This is a genomic window from Serratia fonticola (assembly GCF_001006005.1).
Classification (GTDB): domain Bacteria; phylum Pseudomonadota; class Gammaproteobacteria; order Enterobacterales; family Enterobacteriaceae; genus Chania; species Chania fonticola.
On sequence record NZ_CP011254.1, the window covers coordinates 5,244,291 to 5,261,296 of the forward strand.

At 50.2% G+C, this 17,006-nt stretch carries 22 protein-coding genes and 1 pseudogene; 3 read left to right on the top strand and 20 right to left on the bottom strand.

Annotated elements, in window-relative coordinates; all coding sequences use genetic code 11:
• Positions 1–229: 229 nt before the first annotated feature.
• From WN53_RS23240 to WN53_RS23265, 6 genes and pseudogenes are all read right to left on the bottom strand, one after another.
• Positions 230–940, bottom strand: coding sequence for a hypothetical protein (locus WN53_RS23240; RefSeq protein WP_046808319.1), 711 nt, complete (start codon positions 938–940; stop codon positions 230–232).
• Complete coding sequence (locus WN53_RS23245; RefSeq protein ID WP_024485877.1) at positions 937–2,667, bottom strand: integrase; 1,731 nt, start codon at positions 2,665–2,667, stop codon at positions 937–939. The genes WN53_RS23240 and WN53_RS23245 overlap by 4 nt, the downstream gene beginning before the upstream one ends.
• A complete protein-coding gene (locus WN53_RS23250; protein ID WP_024485876.1) occupies positions 2,660–3,949 on the bottom strand; it encodes a site-specific integrase in 1,290 nt (429 codons plus the stop codon). Before WN53_RS23250 ends, WN53_RS23245 begins: the two co-directional genes overlap by 8 nt.
• Positions 3,950–4,021: 72 nt before the next feature.
• Positions 4,022–4,330: pseudogene (locus WN53_RS23255) on the bottom strand (Y-family DNA polymerase); the annotation flags it as partial.
• Positions 4,330–4,752, bottom strand: coding sequence for a translesion error-prone DNA polymerase V autoproteolytic subunit (umuD, locus tag WN53_RS23260; RefSeq protein ID WP_024485874.1), 423 nt, complete (start codon positions 4,750–4,752; stop codon positions 4,330–4,332). The pseudogene WN53_RS23255 and the gene umuD, both read right to left, overlap by 1 nt.
• A 221-nt stretch (positions 4,753–4,973) precedes the next feature.
• Positions 4,974–5,471 carry an anti-virulence regulator CigR family protein gene (locus WN53_RS23265; protein WP_046808320.1) on the bottom strand — a complete coding sequence of 166 codons (498 nt, stop codon included), beginning with the start codon at positions 5,469–5,471 and terminating at the stop codon, positions 4,974–4,976.
• A 132-nt stretch (positions 5,472–5,603) separates the two neighbouring features.
• Between WN53_RS23265 and WN53_RS29065 the strand changes: the two genes are divergently transcribed.
• Entirely contained in the window at positions 5,604–5,735 is a 132-nt protein-coding gene (locus tag WN53_RS29065; RefSeq protein ID WP_021181060.1) for a hypothetical protein, read from the top strand.
• Between the two features lie 45 nt (positions 5,736–5,780).
• On the opposite strand, the gene cho is transcribed toward WN53_RS29065, so the two are convergent.
• The 6 genes from cho to WN53_RS26950 all read right to left on the bottom strand — a co-directional run bounded on the left by cho (position 5,781) and on the right by WN53_RS26950 (position 9,393).
• Positions 5,781–6,653 carry an excinuclease Cho gene (gene cho / locus WN53_RS23270; protein WP_024485873.1) on the bottom strand — a complete coding sequence of 291 codons (873 nt, stop codon included), beginning with the start codon at positions 6,651–6,653 and terminating at the stop codon, positions 5,781–5,783.
• Positions 6,654–7,034: 381 nt separating this feature from the next.
• A complete protein-coding gene (locus WN53_RS23275) occupies positions 7,035–7,724 on the bottom strand; it encodes a DUF4145 domain-containing protein (RefSeq protein ID WP_024485872.1) in 690 nt (229 codons plus the stop codon).
• Positions 7,725–7,775: 51 nt separating this feature from the next.
• Positions 7,776–8,084 (bottom strand): Rz1-like lysis system protein LysC, encoded by a 309-nt coding sequence (gene lysC / locus WN53_RS29190; protein WP_071784994.1) that lies wholly within the window; start codon positions 8,082–8,084, stop codon positions 7,776–7,778.
• Complete coding sequence (locus tag WN53_RS23280; protein WP_024485871.1) at positions 7,972–8,355, bottom strand: DUF2570 family protein; 384 nt, start codon at positions 8,353–8,355, stop codon at positions 7,972–7,974. The genes lysC and WN53_RS23280 overlap by 113 nt, the downstream gene beginning before the upstream one ends.
• A complete protein-coding gene (locus tag WN53_RS23285; protein WP_024485870.1) occupies positions 8,352–8,978 on the bottom strand; it encodes a glycoside hydrolase family 19 protein in 627 nt (208 codons plus the stop codon). The genes WN53_RS23280 and WN53_RS23285 overlap by 4 nt, the downstream gene beginning before the upstream one ends.
• Positions 8,979–8,982: 4 nt before the next feature.
• Entirely contained in the window at positions 8,983–9,393 is a 411-nt protein-coding gene (locus WN53_RS26950) for a phage holin family protein (protein ID WP_052754330.1), read from the bottom strand.
• A gap of 147 nt (positions 9,394–9,540) precedes the next feature.
• Between WN53_RS26950 and WN53_RS28285 the strand changes: the two genes are divergently transcribed.
• Positions 9,541–9,984, top strand: a complete 444-nt coding sequence (locus WN53_RS28285; RefSeq protein WP_024485868.1) for an ECs1072 family phage-associated protein — start codon at positions 9,541–9,543, stop codon at positions 9,982–9,984.
• A gap of 295 nt (positions 9,985–10,279) precedes the next feature.
• On the opposite strand, the gene WN53_RS23300 is transcribed toward WN53_RS28285, so the two are convergent.
• The 6 genes from WN53_RS23300 to ftnA all read right to left on the bottom strand — a co-directional run bounded on the left by WN53_RS23300 (position 10,280) and on the right by ftnA (position 14,358).
• The gene (locus WN53_RS23300) at positions 10,280–10,948 is read right to left on the bottom strand and encodes a hypothetical protein (RefSeq protein WP_024485867.1); all 669 of its coding nucleotides are present in this window, start codon (positions 10,946–10,948) and stop codon (positions 10,280–10,282) included.
• Between the two features lie 317 nt (positions 10,949–11,265).
• A complete protein-coding gene (locus WN53_RS29195) occupies positions 11,266–11,433 on the bottom strand; it encodes a DUF1133 family protein (protein WP_167669108.1) in 168 nt (55 codons plus the stop codon).
• A gap of 286 nt (positions 11,434–11,719) precedes the next feature.
• On the bottom strand, positions 11,720–12,061 hold the full coding sequence (locus WN53_RS23305; RefSeq protein WP_021806756.1) for a YebY family protein: 342 nt from the start codon (positions 12,059–12,061) through the stop codon (positions 11,720–11,722).
• A gap of 69 nt (positions 12,062–12,130) precedes the next feature.
• On the bottom strand, positions 12,131–13,012 hold the full coding sequence (copD, locus tag WN53_RS23310) for a copper homeostasis membrane protein CopD (protein WP_024485866.1): 882 nt from the start codon (positions 13,010–13,012) through the stop codon (positions 12,131–12,133).
• 3 nt (positions 13,013–13,015) lie between these two features.
• Positions 13,016–13,399 (bottom strand): CopC domain-containing protein YobA, encoded by a 384-nt coding sequence (gene yobA / locus WN53_RS23315; RefSeq protein ID WP_024485865.1) that lies wholly within the window; start codon positions 13,397–13,399, stop codon positions 13,016–13,018.
• A 440-nt stretch (positions 13,400–13,839) separates the two neighbouring features.
• Positions 13,840–14,358, bottom strand: a complete 519-nt coding sequence (gene ftnA, locus WN53_RS23320) for a non-heme ferritin (RefSeq protein ID WP_024485864.1) — start codon at positions 14,356–14,358, stop codon at positions 13,840–13,842.
• Between the two features lie 389 nt (positions 14,359–14,747).
• Here ftnA and WN53_RS23325 point away from each other — a divergent pair, with 389 nt between their 5' ends.
• A complete protein-coding gene (locus WN53_RS23325) occupies positions 14,748–14,978 on the top strand; it encodes a DNA polymerase III subunit theta (protein WP_024485863.1) in 231 nt (76 codons plus the stop codon).
• Between the two features lie 135 nt (positions 14,979–15,113).
• Here WN53_RS23325 and pip read toward each other — a convergent pair whose 3' ends face one another.
• Positions 15,114–16,103 (bottom strand): prolyl aminopeptidase, encoded by a 990-nt coding sequence (pip, locus tag WN53_RS23330; RefSeq protein ID WP_046808321.1) that lies wholly within the window; start codon positions 16,101–16,103, stop codon positions 15,114–15,116.
• 112 nt (positions 16,104–16,215) lie between these two features.
• The gene (locus tag WN53_RS23335) at positions 16,216–16,653 is read right to left on the bottom strand and encodes a TraR/DksA C4-type zinc finger protein (protein ID WP_021806760.1); all 438 of its coding nucleotides are present in this window, start codon (positions 16,651–16,653) and stop codon (positions 16,216–16,218) included.
• Between the last annotated feature and the right edge of the window lie 353 nt (positions 16,654–17,006).

Here is a 17,006-nt window from a genome sequence, read left to right on the forward strand (position 1 = left end):
TAATAGCATATCTGGGGTCAGTTTGGATATAGAGAATTATTGGCTCTATCGCATTAACGGGCACAGGCCAGCCAAAGTGGTTCTGTCGCATCCGTATTTTAATGTTAAATATCAGTTTGAGCGAAATTTGATATACACATGCAATGTTTTGGTTGAGTATTTCCTTTCGTGATTTTTATCTAAAATGGAAATAAAGTGACATGAAAGTATCAGCAAATATTGCAAAACTTCATATTAAGGCAATGATAACCTGATCAAGAACGTAGCATTGTGTAGCGTACTGTTGAGGGGTGGCGGCGTATTTCCCGGACAGATTCGGTGGCGCAACGTTGTTGAAATATTTCAATAAATTTAGGGGGGTTTGGCGTTTTTGGTGGTCGGGTATCGCCGCTGCAAGACGTGCCAGCCCTGCGCGATCCAACAAGGTAAAACCCAGCGCATCCCGCCGCTCATACAGCTCGTGTAGCAATGCCAAAAGTTCCTCTGCCCGGGAAGCTTGTAGTATGTTCGGGAGAAGATCCGCCACGCGCGGAAACTGACTCAGTTCGGATGCCAGGATGCCTTCTTGAGTGCATAAAACAAATAGCCGGCGCATCTGATCGAAGCGGGTTTTCAGTCCTCGGTATCCACGAGCGCCATTGGGGCCGTACAGCCACCAACCGATAACGATCCGCAGTAAATCGGCGTTGGCATGATTAATCGCGGCGGCATATTTCTTTGTCGGGCTATCGCCGAAATTAAGAGTAACCGTTTTCCCCGCCCACGGATCGAGCCGCCAAATGGCATCGCCCCAACGACTCACCACCTGACCAGTTGCGTCAAGAATGACCGGCCAATCAGACTGGGGCGGCCAGCACAGCGGACGGTAATTCGGTGCATCAGGCACTGCCAGGGGGGAGTCGATACCGAGGCAAAGTTCGGAAAGAATATTTTTCGTCATGATGATTTCTGTCGCAGCTCGGCCAATCGGATGAAGCCATCCCAGGCCGGGTGATAATTGCCCTCACGTATACGAGCTCTCGCCTCTTCGACCCAAAGCCTGCGAACCTCACTACTTTCTTCGAAAAATCGCAGCTTGACCGCCAGTCGCTCAATAACCAAGAGGGCCGGATGTTTTGTCGTCAGATTCTGACTCACAGTGGGGGGACGGTAGCGCGCCAACTCAAGCGATTTGAGGTGGCGCAAGCTATCGAGAGACCACACATGATCTTCACTTTCTATATCTCGGTGCTGGGTACAGAACAAGCAACCGGCTGCATTTATACAGTCAGGTAGCGGAGCATACTTCGGCATCGCAGCCACTGATTCAGGTATGGCCGAAACACACCTACCTGGTGCAGGAGGTGAAAGGGACGGATCGGTCTGCTGATGGAAGCGCGTAATCTCTACCATAGCGATCTGCGGATGAGGGTCGGCGTATACGCGTATCAGAGTTTCAACCGTGTGTTGGGCCAACTCCGCAACTTGATGTGGGTTCTGGGACTCTCGAAGCAGCCAGTTGATGCGCGTCCCTCGCAGTTTTCGTGGTCTCACCATCGGCATGCCAAGCTCGCGGCAAATGCGCATAACATTTGTGAACTGCGTTGCCTCCTCCAAAATTCGCCCCCCGCAGCGTATAAGTGGAAAGAGCAGACCATCCGGCTCATAGGGAAACCATGCGGAACGCCATTCGAGATAGCGCTTGAACCACTCTCGATAGCTGGCAAAGATCTCGAACAATACTTCTCCTTCCCGTCGATTTTTGTCGGCACGTACCTGGTAACCGTCCAGGTGGCTGGCGTAATGAAATTGTTCGACCCGCAAAGTATGGGCTTGTTGCAGGTTCAGGCCTGTCTGAGCAATGAACATCAGCAACTCACTCTCGATGCGTAAGTTGACAAGGGGGGAACGGGTTCGCAGTGTTCGATCCTCTTCCCAGGCAGTACGCGCTGCTCGCGACGCTTCTATCTGTGCCAGTGTCTGAGGTCTGGTACGTCGTGCCGCTACTTTCTCCGGGTAGGGCAGTCCGGACCATAGCTTCAGTACCTGGCCCGTGCGCAATCGGATGCAGACCGGCAATGCCCCTATAGTTGCCGCCAGGGTCAGTGCATTGCATACGTCAGCCAGGATATGTCCGAATGCGAAGGTATTTTGCAGATCCTGTTTGTCCGCGTTGCTCGTATGCACCTTGCCTTTAGCGCGCGGCTTGCGAATACGCGTACTCTTGCTCAGACTCGCCTGGCGGTCCAATACTCGATCAAGCATCGTCGCCGTGAGCCTGGAGAGATCGTATATCGTCCCCTCACTCATGCTGCGCTCGACACGATAACGGTGTAGCAAATGCTCGGTCCAACGAATGAAGGTATCGGCTATCGTTTCGAGACTGAGGTTACCACCTTCCAAATCGCACCAGGCAAAGAAACTCCGCAACGCACCTATCTTATTCTGCGCCGAGAAGCGGCTTCCGCCGCCAGCAAGATCGCCGACCATATGTTCATGTAACCGCGTCACCAGCTCAATACGCTCTGTCAAGGGACTGCCGAGCTCGCCTTGGGCGATAAGGCGAGCCACATACTTTACCTTTGCCGCTGCGCCTCCGCGAAACAGTAGCGGCCGAAAGTCCCAGGGCGTTTCAGTGGTCCCATACTCAAGCATCGGGAAAGTGAGATCGATATTGGAACTACCCATTCTGCCGTCCCTCCAATCCAATTCCGCTAAATGCCACCATGAAGTTATGAGAGAGGGCTTGTTTGATCGGCAATGCCTGCACGAATCGAATGTACCTGAAGGTGGTGGCTTCGGAGTTAGGGGCATGGAGCAGCGCGTCGCTGACTATCGCAATTACGAGTGCAACATCGGCACAAGCGGAGAGTGCCAAACGCGCCAACTCAGTACCGAAAGTACAGCGCGACTGATGAAAGCGAAACCTACGGAGCATTTGTACTCCTGCCTTGACTCCCCGCTTTCGAAAGTCCGACATCTCGACATTTACTGCTGATGACTGATCGGTGCCACGCCTACCGTAGGCGTTTCCAAAGCGGGTCAAGAATAGCAGATCACGATTCTCGAGCGGGGCTTTCGTCGTTCGCTCCACTCGCCGCCAGCCTTTAGCATATTCCAGCAACTTATCGCACAAAGCTTCTGGTATCCAAACCTGGCCCGTCACGCCGAACTTTGTATGTACTGGCGGAGCTGCGCCCGGACCAATTGCAAGCCGTAGCAGTCCTTCAGCGGAGGGATCGGGGACGGCATGCTCAAGAGTCTGAACCTTAAGATCACAAATGCTGCCAAGCCGCATCCCAGTAAAAAATCCAAGTGCCAACATGAGATAAAGCTCAGGGGTAGCATTCTCGGCAGCGAAATCCAAAATGGCATCGCGATCCGTCTCCGACAGAGGTAACAGTCCATCTTCCAATGTCTGTCCAAGTCGTTTGCGATTAGGGATGCTAAGATCGGTTGCGGCTCCGTTTATCGTTCGCTCAAACCCTACCTGGTCAAAGAATTTGACGACGTAGGGCTTTTCCCGCCATAGGGGGATGTGTGGAGCAATAAACTCCCTATGCCTCACCCACCGGTAGAACATGATGCAATTGCGCATATACTCAGACGCCGTGGAGGGGCTGATCTGACCCACATTGCGCATCTTGATCAACGCTCCACGGTATAGCACCAGACAGCGGTCGGCTTTTTTGGCGGGAAACTCAAACCAATGCAGTCCACGCGATTCAAGGAACTTGGCGTAATTCAAAAGACCATTCATATTGCTGGCAACGGTCTTCAGAGAAGCTTCCCCTGTCGTTGCTCGTTCCATTGCCCACAGGTTTGCCTCTCTCCATGGCATTCCCCCTACCCAGAAAATCTGAGGCAAGTCCTTGATAGAGGGCCGACTGCTACTGACTGAATAAGTTACGCCGTTTTCTTTACATTCGAGATTGTGGGGCGCGAAATGAATGTGTTCTAGTGTCGCCATGCAAACCCCTCAAACGTTTAAAAATGTCCATAGTTCGGATTCCACTGCTTGTGTGACCATACTATACAACTTACTCTTATCGATAGAATAGATCTCAACGCGGGGCACCAACTCTTCCAATGCCGTCATCACCCGAGCTGACATATCGGCATACAGCTCGTAGTTGCTGCTAAAAGCGACGCCTCCCGCACGTTCCAACTGCTGCTTGACCTTGAAATACGGCCCGGTCATCGCCATCCCCAATTTTTTGGCCTCTTGGTTACGGGCCACCACGCAGCCATCATTGTTTGATAACACCACCACCGGGCGGCCACGCAGATCGGGCCGCCACAACATTTCACAGCTGGCATAAAAGTTGTTCACATCCGCCAGCGCGTACATTACTTCAGCCTCGTAATAGTCGACACCACGACGCCGACGATATCTAAATCTTCAGCGCCATCATGTAGCGGGATTGGCTGGTAGTTGGGGTTCATCGGTTCGAGCTGCACGACTGGCCGCAGACATAACCGCTTTACCGTGAACTCACCACCCACGCTGGCGATCACGATATCGCCATGTTCGGCCCCAATGCTGCAATCGACCACCAGCATCGAGCCATCGACAATGCCCGCCTCCAGCATGCTTTCACCGGAGGCGTAGAGAAAGTAAGTGGCGTTCGGGTGGCTGATGCAATATTCGTTGAGATCGATCCTGGCATGGACATAGTCCTGCGCCGGACTTGGGAAGCCAGCAGGCACCCGATCGGAAAACAGTGGCAGGTACAATTTCTCTGGAGTTGGTGTTGGAGCAAAGTGTTTCATGGGGCATGTCTCTATACTGTGTTTTTATACAGTATAGATATACCGAATGGTGGGAGGAAGAGAGATTTTCACCGTGAATGATATGGCTATGATCGGTAAGGAAAGAAAGTTGGCCTCTCTTTCCCATACCCATCATCGGCTAAGATAGGGGCCGCTGACATGGAACTAATTGATTTATTGGGTAACTATTGTTGAAATAATTACCCAGGGCTGGCCGGTAGCTAGTCAAATACCCCATTGATAACAGAGGCAACAATAGCCGTGCTTAAGGCCACCAGAACTAAATCATTCCCGGCGATACGCCATTCATAACCAGGATAAGATGGCAGTTGTCCCAGCATTGAAGCTGGCACCATTTTCTTGGCGATCCCCGGCGGCAATGGCTTGCCCCGTGCCAGGTTCTTGGCAATGCCGGGAGGTAAAGATTGATACCCGGTTAATCCATAGTTTACCGCCAGGGGCCGCACGCGGTCATAATTGATATTCACGGTAACCAGATCGTCATGACCACCCTTGGCTTTTTTGCCTTTGTCTGAATGGTCTTTGCCTGAATTACCCTTCCCATGATTGTCTCCATGGTTAGCAGAATTACCATGCCCACCTCCATTACCGTTACCGCCTCCGTTGCCATTACCATTCCCTGGATTGGCCATAACGGAGGCTGAGGATGTGAACACGATCAACGCAAGTGCGAGGGCAGAGCAGCGATGCTTGAGCATTTTAAATAACCTCAATGAGGGGATACCCGATCAATCTAGCCCTCCCCTGACTACCGAGCAATATGGATTCATCTTATAGTTGGTTTTGTGCTAAGTTAATTCATGCGTTGCAGGGCTAATCAGGCGGACTTTATGAAAATTATTGCAGGTACCCTTTTAGTCATCCTGCTGGCCGGGTGTACTTCGGTCAGTGTTTCTGGCTCTGGCGGTAGTTCGGGGCGTTCAACGGCCACTATTGGTATCGGTTCTGGCGTGCGCCTTTGATGCAGGCACTCGCGCAGTCCTTCTGGCCGGTGCGAAGACGTTAACTCAGGTTTCTTCGTAGAGATCGATAATCTCGTACTCTCCACCGATCACGGGTTTGCATAAAATTTTATAGCCATCGCTATCAAAGCCCGGCGCAGCAATCATTAACTCCCTCGCTTCATCCAGGCTATCTACTGCACCCAGCCATAACCAGTGGTGAATAATATGGTACTGCGCCATATCAGCCCCCTGCTCTCGCAAGGCTATCGGACCACGCCACGGCCAGCACACCACTCGGCTTTGCTCGAGAGCAGAGACCAAGCGCTGCCGATGATCGGCCAGGCTTTCTTTACCACCGCAAGCTCCGGCACAACGCTTCAGTGCAGAACGGAAACAAGGGCGGCCTTTGCTTAATGGTTCAAGCCCCAACAGCCCATAACACAGCTGATGCTGATCGGCGATAGACTGCAGCGCTTGTAGTGCCGCCCGCCGGTTGGCAAAAAGGCCAAACAACCCAGCGTGCCGAGCAAAATCCACCTCTTTGGCATACACCACCGTGGGTTTGTCATCATTGAGTTGCAATGCGCAGAGCTGCTTGTTGCGGCGCAGGCGCTTATTGAACAGCGGTTGTTGTTGTTTAATCAGTTGCGCTTCCAGCAACAACGCCCCTATTTCACCCGCCGTTCTGATAAAGGTGATACGCCGGGCTTGGCGCAGCATGGCCGCTTCGTCTGGGGTGCGCAAATGTGAAAGCACCCGGCTGCGAAGGTTCACGCTTTTACCGATGTAGAGCGGCATGGTTTCGCACTCACCGTGGAACAAGTACACCCCAGGTAAAGCAGGCAAGCCTTCCAGCCATTGGCGTAGGTGTTCCGGGTATTGGTAAATGGCTTCTGCTTCAAACTCGAGCCTTGGTGCGGCAGAACGTCTGGTCAATCGTACTCTCCATACTGATTTTTTATACAGTATAGCGGGGTTGGGTGGGGGTTTGAAGGGGGTTGTGGTCAATACAGCATCAATGATCGTCCCCCTCCCCCTAGCCCTCTCCCTTTACAGATCGGGGATAGTACGTGCTACATGTTAATACAGTTCCAGACCGCAGCTGCGGACTAGCTCCCTCTCCCTGTGGAAACGTTCATGTTGCCTAAGATGTGTTCGGGGTGAGGGGTGGCGGTTTTCGCGATGCAGTTAAAAGATGTTATAAATCAAAAAAGAATCGAGTAGGAGGCGGGATTGCTCCCGCCGTCCTCTCACACCACCGTACGTACGGTTCCGTAGACGCTCTGTGATGGGCAATAAAAAACCGCCCGGAGGCGGCTATTCTGGCTTGGCTTTTCTTTCTGCTTTCTTTGCTTCTGCTAACTCGAATATTTTGCTTGTTCTTCTGCTTCTTTCTTCTCGTTCAACGTACCAATCCTTGATCAGTACCTCAATTAGTTCAATAAGTAGCTCAGCTTCTTCGGGCTCAACCTCAACAATTAAGTTGATGTCTTTTTCCATGTGCGCGCCGATGTTACCGATACTTCGAATCGAGTCTATCGCTCGCCATGTCCCATGATCTACTTTGCCCTCAATAGCATTTATTTCATCAACTAACCTGCCAGGCTTAACCTCCCAGAAATCTCTAATCATCCCTTGCAAACACCGTCTAGAAAGTGTTGCAGATGCTTTGGGGGATAAACTACAGATCAGTGCTGCTTCTTCATAATCATCGATGACTGCCTTGGGTACATAGTCTGGAAAAACCTTCACGGCAGCTTGAGGTCTCAGTTTCCATGATTCCAACTGTTCTATTGCTACCCAGCCAGTGTTTTGAAGCTCAATTTTTGAAAGAACGGAGCTAATCACGATCTCTTTACATTCATCATTAGGGCACAGTGTTATCACGGAGCGCAATTGAACCTCTCCATACTTAGTGTCCCTCTTAAAAAATAGCCTATTATATTCTGACATAACTGCATTTGCGCTTGCTATTTGCCCACAAAATGGGCAGGTCCAAGATGCCATTTTAATCCCTCAACAAATGTGTGACATCTTACTTTAACACTAAATTTTAACTTAATAAGCATCTACTTGCGCAGTTGCTGCCCTCCTCACATTTCGCTCTTTCTTTAAGCCGAAACGCCAGGCGTTCAGCGTTCCCACCTGCCCGGCGCAGATTTGCAATGCGGCTTGAAGTGCCAGTGAGTAGCTGACTGCATCCCCCCATGTTGTTCCGTTCAGAACGGGTTTCTCGCAGGGGGTGAAGACAGATTCAGGGGGTAGCAGGACCAGCGGCTGCGGTACCGGATTTTGTGTCCGGCTGCAGGAGCTCAACAACAGCACCAGGCATATCGCGCTTGGCGCAATCATCATCTTTAATCGCATCCCGTAATTTCCTTTCGTTGGCGGTGGCCTGCTGGCGCAGCTGCTGTTCATTCTGCAACTGGGCGGCCATCAGTGCGCGGTTGCTGGCGTCACTTGCCTGCATTACGCCAATCAATGCGGTTTGCTGTTCCAGTAGCTTTCCCTGGTTACTTACCGTTTCCCGCGCTAAATCCAACCGGCTGGATAATGTCGCGCCGTTGAATGCCAGAATAATGGCGGTAACCAGCAGGCCTAACAGCGCCGCATTCTTCCAACCAGCCAACCAGCTCATGCCAACGCCTTGCTGGCGATTGCGAACCGCGCTTTCCGGTCATCGATGCCGTTCAGGCCGCCGTTGATCACCTTCGTGACTTTATCGACGTCAGCACCAAACCGGCCGCATTTATTCGCTGACCAAAACCATCCGGCGGCGCGCATTGCATATTCGTCACGCTCAAGCAACTCGGGCACCTGCACAAAGTCAGCTTTCAATGCGGCACTGCAGGCGCGGTAATTATCTAACCCGGTGATCTGCGGAATTCCGCGCCCGCGGTACTTCCAGCCGTCTTTTGGCCCTTTATTCCCGATGCGTCCGCCATATACCAGATTGGCAATAGCTTCCTGCTGGGCGCTTTGTTTAACTGTGCGCCCCAACATTTTGCACTGATATTCAGTCAGCCTTTTGGCCTTTGACAGAGGACCGAAAGTTTTCATTAGGCCATTTACATCGTAATTCAGCGATTCGACTACCCTGGTGAATCCGGCTGACTCATGGCCGAACTGGGCGATAAACATCGCCTGATCTACTGCTGAGGTGATGCCGAACTCTTTAAAAGTGGCGTCGATATGCGGAAACCAGCGCGTAGCTAATCCGGCGCCGATGTTGGCCGCCAGTTGGAATTGATCTTTTGTCATTTTTTTATTCCTGAGAGGGAGAATCCTGGTCTTTCTTTTCTTTCGCCGGGCCTAGCTTTGTATTGGCCACCCGTAGGACGAATTCCTTGATTGCTGACAGCCCGAACATACCGACCATGCAGCTGACAGCGATCTCAACCTTACCGGCGGCAATAGTGGCCATGGAGCCGTTAAGCCAAGGAATGGAGTGAACCAAAAAAATAATGACTGGGGCGATCGCCGGGCTTATCGATACCCCAACAATCCCACACACAAGAGCCTCACCTATACCGGCCCTGATTTTACCGCCTCCCCACACAACGCGCCGGAACGCTACGACAAACGCGACGAAAAAACCGTTGATGCCTGTCGAGTAGTGGTAATAGAAGGCCGCAACGGCTGCGAGCCAGCTTGGATCCTTTTCAGGCATCTTCATAACCTCCCCCTGCCGGGGCTTAGCCCGATCGCCGGGTGGTAGAAATAAAAAAAGCCACCAACTGGCAGCCTTGAGAGCCTGATTACTTTTTATCTCAGGCTGTGGTGGTATCTTGATAGTGCTTAATCAATCAAGAAGGGAAAATTAATGAGTCCAATTCATACTTTATGGCATGTCATTAAATCAAGAGTCTGCGAGAATCGCGGCCTCAGCCATTCAGCATTCCACGAGGGAAGTGAGCAAGTTAGTTGCATCAAAAACCGCTCACTCCAGATATTCATACTGGAAATGATATTGCATAAACACCGCCAGCAGTACGCTACTGCCTTTGAGCCGCTGAAAAATGAAAAAGCACTACACCATCTCATCTTCACCAAAACCATGTGGAAGCCTTCTGAAATCAGGCAGCTCTCGTTAGCAGATTCACTATTTATAATTCAGGACGAACTTAGAATTGATAAGCTACCTGCTGATATCGCACCCTTTATCGAGAGCCTTAACCTACCAGCTGTTGCTTTTATTTTTGAGCATCTCCTTGATGAGGATTGGGTTCCCAAGGAAAACTCAATTTTTCTGGCTTCAATGAAGTAGCATAACGTTCTAAGACAGTGTCAACCTCTGTGAGTCGCTTAATCAAAGCGGCTCTTTCTGAAACCAACCGGTTGTAATGGCTAAGGTGCAACTTTTGCTGATTTAGCCAATCTTCCAACTGTTCCGGTGTCATGCCAGGATTGTAAAAGTACGGTTCATTCTGCATATGTTTTTCCTCAGGCACTTATCCAGTTAAGGGGGCAACGCATTAGCGAAGTCCTGATATGAAACAGCCCCGGACTATGCCGAGGCTGTTTCCCCCATGAAAGACATTCACTAAAACCCAATTTTAATTTTATAAAATCACTGCAGCCGGTTTAATTTCTTTCATTGCATCATGCATCCTTTGAGCCGCCTTCTCCAATAAGTTAACCCAATAAGAAATCCTTTCAAGATCTTTTATTGGTATATATAAATCATGGTGACCAATTTTAATATTTAACTCAACCCCATAGCTTATGTTTTCAACAAAGTGATTTAGCTGCCCAGATAAATATAAAATCTTAGCCATTGCCTCTATCACTTCCTTGGATTTTATTTTATCTATATTTTCAAGAACAAAATTAAAATCAGAAGGGATTTTTATCTTATATTGCATGATAACATTTAAAGAAACCTTCTCATGATTATTTTTTTTGAAGCTACTTAACTGAACGAGAATATCATTATTTCTATGCTCGATAAAACTAAGGAACTCCGCTGATAATATCTTTGCTCTCAAAATCACATTGTCAGAAATTTTAATTGACAACTTTTCGTCTTTTTCTTTTATAGCATTAACATTAGCGAAAGCTGAATGATGCGCCACCATAGCGGCTATCAATGCAATAAGAGCGGCTATCACAACTTGAAATTTGCTACCACCACAGTATATCAAAAGTAAAATAATTAACGCTATAAAAACACCCGAGAAAGATCTCGAATACTTTTTATTGCTGAGATAAAAATGCGCATAGTAACTCAACCTTCCTGTATAAAATTATAATTGGCAAAGCTAAATGACGCGTTTGCATCCAAAAGGGGATTTATCCTCGCCTTCCCCTTTGTTCTATAACCTAAAAGGAACCTCCCAACAGAGGTTCCTTTTGTCGATTAAGCTACCAACTATGTAACCACTCTCATCACGTTACAACATATTTTTCGGACCGAGGGAGCTAGGCATCAGAAAGGTGAAGTGCCATAAATGCAAAAACCCGCTCAATTGGCGGGTTCCTTTTTGATTTGTCGCTGCGGATATAACTTCGCGAAGCTTATATGAATTTACTCAATTTGCGCGCAAAATCAACGCTTATATCTGTCTGCATCAAAATTAAATGCATCGCTTATCGGTAGATACATCATGAACTCTGCCGTTTTCAGCCAGACATCGATCCGCGTCTCACACGTCCGCAGGCACCAATTACGAGGGGTAAAGAATACGTGATGCTGTAAAAGGCCGAGTATAGGAATTCGTGGAAATTTCGTGGATGTCGTTTTTTATCATTACAAATCAAAAAGATAAAAAAAGACCGAGTACGATTCCTATACTCGGTCTAGGGAAAGGGCTCTTGGGAGAGAGCCGTGCGCTAAAAGTTGGCATTTATGCAAGGTTTGTTCAACCGTGCATTCTAAGAATAGTCTAAGGTGCAAGTTTTGCCAGCCCAGCGCACACAAGTGATAGTTACAAACAGAAATTAATTACGTACATCTCGTCACCACCCGTAAACTTTTGCATAAGTATCGGGTGGTTAGCTGATTAGTCAGCACACAGTTTTTCTGCTCTTTCGCGGAAAGGTTGCACGCTCATTTTCTGGCCGGGATGGTTGGCATCATCCAGCAGGATCACATCCAACGATTGGGCACGCTGCTGCCCCGCTTTCACCTGTGCTTCAGCTGCTTCATTGAGCGGATACTGCATCAGGGTGCTGTTGTTGAGCACGAACAAGGCGGCCCCTTTGCGGCATTGCAGCGTGACCTCCTCTTTGGTGAACGCCCACTGTTTGCCGTACTCCAGCTTAGTGACATTAACCAGCTTATCTGCCGCCAGCGCGCTCGACGCCGTTGCCAGCAGCGCAATACCAAGAATTACAGATTTCATGTTTTTGGCCTTAAGTTGCGATTTAAATCGATTTTCCCGCAGTTTGGGGGCATCCGGCAAGGCGCAATGTCATACCGGTGCATAGGTTGCAAATAAACTCACCAACAGCAGCACCGCTGCGCCCAACGCCACCTCAAGCCAGCAGGCGATTACCACCCCGCGCTGTGCCAGATTGGGGGGGGTACGCATCGCAGGGACGATAACGTAACGGTTGGCCAATGCCACCATCACCATCAGTGCCACCAGCCCGACTTTGACTAACAGCAAACGCTGATAGGCGGAGCCGAGATCGACTGGCCAGCGTCCAAGGATAATCAGGCTGTTGATTATGCCCGTGACGATCACTAGCACCACGGCAACATGGCCCCAGCGAGAGAAACGGATCAGGGTGGCGATAGCATCACTACGCCACTGCGGTTGTGGCAAGTAGCGCAGGCAAAGCAACAACGGTAATAGGCTGCCGAACCAGTAGCCTGCCGCTAACAGGTGCAAGGCGTGGTTAACTCGGTGTGCAATTCCCAATATGCCCGCATGCATCGCCGCATGGCCGATAAACGCCATGTTGATCAGTAGCAGTGCCGAGCACAGAGCCAGCGCTTGCCCCCGCTTTGCCGCAGGCAACAGCAAGGCTAACAAGGCCAGCAGGGAAAAACCCAGATGCCAGCGCCAGGCCTCACCAAAGGTGGTGCCCAACACCGCCCACCAAATGCTCAATTGCCAGGTATCCGCCCAGCCATCGCCCATCAATCCGGCCTGAATGGCCAGCATCAGCAAAGCGGTTAATGCGGAGATCCAGGTCGAGGCGAGCAGCAGCGGGCGCAAATCGCGGGTGATTATCGGGGAGAGGCGCTGTGGCGACAGGACGGCGGTGAACAGGCTGACACCAAACATCAGCATCACCGCCGTAAAGTGCACAAAGCGACACAGCACAAACAGGGTCGCCAGAGTCATGGCTTAGTTAACGGTAAAGCTGTACTGACCTTTGGTTTTATGACCGTCAACGGAAACCACGTGCCAGCTAACCTGGTATTTCCCCGCAGCCAGTTCACTTTCAATCGGTACGTTAATCTGGGTGTTGTTGCTTGGATCCAGATCCAGCTTGCCGGTTTTAACCACGGCGTTATCTGGGCCGGTCACTTTGACACCGCTGAAGTTAGGCTCAATGCCTTCGGAGAAATTCAGCGTCAGCACTTTTGGCGCAGAGCTGACGGTGGCGTCTGCCGCCGGAGTCTGTACTTTCAGGTGGGCATGCGCCAACGCCTGCTGAGAAGACAAGCCGACAAACAGCACGAAAATGGTGGAAAGCAGGCGATAGGATGAACGAATTTTAGCGATCACGGAGGAGTCCTTTATCAATTATGTAGGTGATAAGGGCCAAGACCGGTTACGCGGAGCGATGTTTCCGCAGCCTCAACCCACCACTGTGATTGCGCCACGGGTAAACAGCAGAAGGAGTGGGTAACTCACTGTTATAACTCTCTACCTCCCGGTAGCGTATCGCGTTAAATCATAACGACGGTGAATCGGCAAGTCGAGCACATCACTGATATTTTGCGATCTGGCAGCACGTATCGCTATAGCAGTTCGATAAACGCAGGGCAAAAAAACCGCATACGGTGAAAAGTACACGGCTAATTGATTCGCTGAACGGGCGCAGCATGCAGCGCCCCTACGTATCAGGCTTGGCTATCGCTATAATATCGCCGTAAATTTAGAGCAAAAAAAACCGCGTACGGTGAAAAGTACGCGGTTTTCAGATTGATGACAAAAGCGGGTTATCAGGCCTGGCCGTTACCGCTTACTGCCTCAGCACCCATTCTCTTCAGATCTTTATCAATGAAGAACAGTGCCTTGCCGCTGCTGCCTACCAGCGCCAACTTGTCCAATACGGATTTGAACAGCTTCTCTTCTTCGTGCTGCTCGGCAACATACCATTGCAGGAAGTTGAAGGTTGAGTAGTCTTGTGTGGTCATTGCCACGTGCGCCAGTTCATTGATTTGACGAGTGATCAGTTGCTCATGCTCGTAAGTCTGCTGGAAAACGTCCGCCAGTGATTCAAACTCTACCGGCGGTGCAGAAATGCTGCCGATCAGTGGCAACGCCCCGGTATCACTGAGGTAGTCGAACAGACGCTGCATGTGCTGCATCTCTTCGCGTGAATGTTCTTTAAGGAATGCGGCAGCCCCTTCGAAGCCTTTATCGCTGCACCAGGCGCTCATTTGCAAATACAAATTGGCGGAATAGAATTCCAGATTCAGTTGCTCATTCAGTTTCGTGGTCATTGCTTGCGTTAGCATGAGGATCCCTATTATTTTTGCAGGTCATAAACTTAATTGACCGCATTATGCCTTGATTAACACAAAATAAAAACACTTGATTTACATTCATTTATTTAAATGACAATTAACCATTAAAATCAACAGATTAAGAAATCAACGAAATTTAACATCAAATTATTATGATAATCATTTTCATCTTTATATTTACAGTAAGACGAATCATTCTTATTTAACAAAATAAACCAATGGCATTACGCTTAAATATTATATCACCCTGTTTTTTGTAATGACTCTAAGCCCAAAGTCTGAAGATCATAGGGATATGTTGGTTTGAGAAGCTTGCCAAGTGCGGCACGGTAGATTACCTTCTGCGCTGAGTTGCCGTTACACAATAGAAGGAGGATCCCATGGGTTACAATCTGGCAGAGCTTTCCAAAGACGATATGGACAAGGTGAACGTTGATCTGGCCGCGTCTGGAGTGGCATTCAAGGAACGCTACAATATGCCGGTGATCCCTGAGATGGTGGAACGTGAGCAGCCAAAGCATCTGCAGGACTACTTTCGCGAGCGTGTGATGCACTATCGCGTCGAATCACACAAATTCTCTCGCCTGCCTTACGAACCTAAAATGAAGTAATGGCCCCACGCTCTAACCCTCTCCCACAGGGAGAGGGAACCGATCGAGTGTGTTTGAAATTTCTCGCGACTCACCTTGGATGAGGAGGCGATCGATTTTGCTAAAGTTACCGATTTACTTCCAAATGAGCAGGGGTTAACAGCTCCCTCTCCCTGTGGGAGAGGGTTGGGGTGAGGGGCCCGCGAAACGGTCGGTAGCCAGCATCAGCTGGTGCAAAATACCCGGTTCATCCGTGGAGTGCCCTGCCCCTTCAACAATATGCAGTTCAGCCTCTGGCCAGGCCTTGGCCAGATCCCAGGCGTTTTGTACCTGGCAAGCCATATCGTAACGGCCATGGACAATCACCGCCGGAATATGGCGGATCAGCGGGACGTTGCTCAGCAGTTGGTCATCGCTGTCGAGAAAGCCCTGATGGCTAAAGTAGTGGTTCTCAATGCGGGCAAAGGCCAGCGCGAAATCATCTTCGCCAAAAGAGGCGGAAGCATCGCTTGGCAACAGCGTTACCGTTTCCCCTTCCCACACGCTCCACAGTTTGGCAGCCTCAAGCTGCACTTGCAGATCCGGTGACGTCAGGCGTTGACGGTAGGCCGCAATCACGTCCTTGCGTTCTTCCTCCGAAAGAATAGACAGCACCCGCTCCCATTTATCCGGGAAGAAGCGAGAAGCGCCGTCTTGATAATACCAACTCAGTTCCTGCTTACGCAGCGTGAAGATCCCCCGCAGCACCATCTCGCTGACGCGTTGCGGATGGGTCTGTGCATAGGCCAGCGCCAGCGTGGAACCCCAGGAGCCACCAAAGACCAGCCACTGGTCCACTCCCGCCATGACACGCAGTCTTTCGAGATCGTCGACCAGGTGCCAGGTAGTGTTATTGTCCAGGCTCGCATGCGGTTTGGAACGGCCACAGCCGCGTTGATCGAACAGCAAAACCTTATAGCGCTGCGGGTCGAACAGCTGGCGATGATAAGGTGCGCTACCACCGCCAGGCCCGCCGTGGATAAATACCGCAGGCTTACCGTTTGGATTGCCGCTCAGCTCCCAGTAGATCCGGTGCCCATCTCCAGTATCCAGCCAACCGCTGTCATAGGCGGATAATGGCGGGTACAAACCTCGTAATTGTTCCATGGCGCGTGCGTCTCTCTGTGAGTGATACCTTCATCAAAGCCGAAGCCGCTCATCAGGTCAACGGTAAAACGCTAAAACCTCCACCTATACCAACATGTTAGTGTGCGTTTGCTCAAAATGAAGTCGACTTGCTTTTACGCATATGGGGTTCGCGCATTTCTTGTGCGGTTTTGGCTTCAATACTCAACTCTGCCGTGGGGCGCAATAACAGGCGTGGCAGGCCGATAGGCTCACCCGTTTCAAGACAATATCCGAAATCACCGGTTTCCAGGCGCTGCAGGGCGGCGGCCATCTTGGGTAACAGGCGGGTTTCCCGATCCAATTGGCGGAACAGTAGGCGCAGATCTTCTTCGCGCGCGGCTTTATCCGCTTCGTCACCGCTAATATCGCCGCTGTCGATATCACGTTTCAACACGTCGATGTGCTGCCAGAGTTTTTGTTGCTCGTCCAAAAGGCGTTGGCGGAAAAACGCCCGCTGCTCCGTATTCATGTAATCAGATTCTGGCATCGCCAGCAGTTGTTGCTCGCTTAATAATGTCATGACTGTCATGGCACACTCCGTGTACATAAGTTTGTTACATTATAACATTTTTAACACATAAAGGTTAATAATAAATAATCATTGGATAAACAAGGCGTTGACGTTTCCATACCCTTTGCTGCTTGCATATGATGGCCGCTAGGGGGTTAATGGTTCAGCAAGCCACCCAACCATAGGTTAACCAAGAGGCCATCATGAGTAAGGGAATGGACAGCAAGAAAAATGCGAAGAAGAAGCCGTTGAAAACCCCAGCCGAGAAAAAAGCGGAGAAACGTTCCAAAAAAGGACAGGCGTCTGCATCTGGTGAGTAAATCAGTTTCTGACCGTAGTTAAACCCGCCGAGGCGGGTTTTTTGTTGCCTG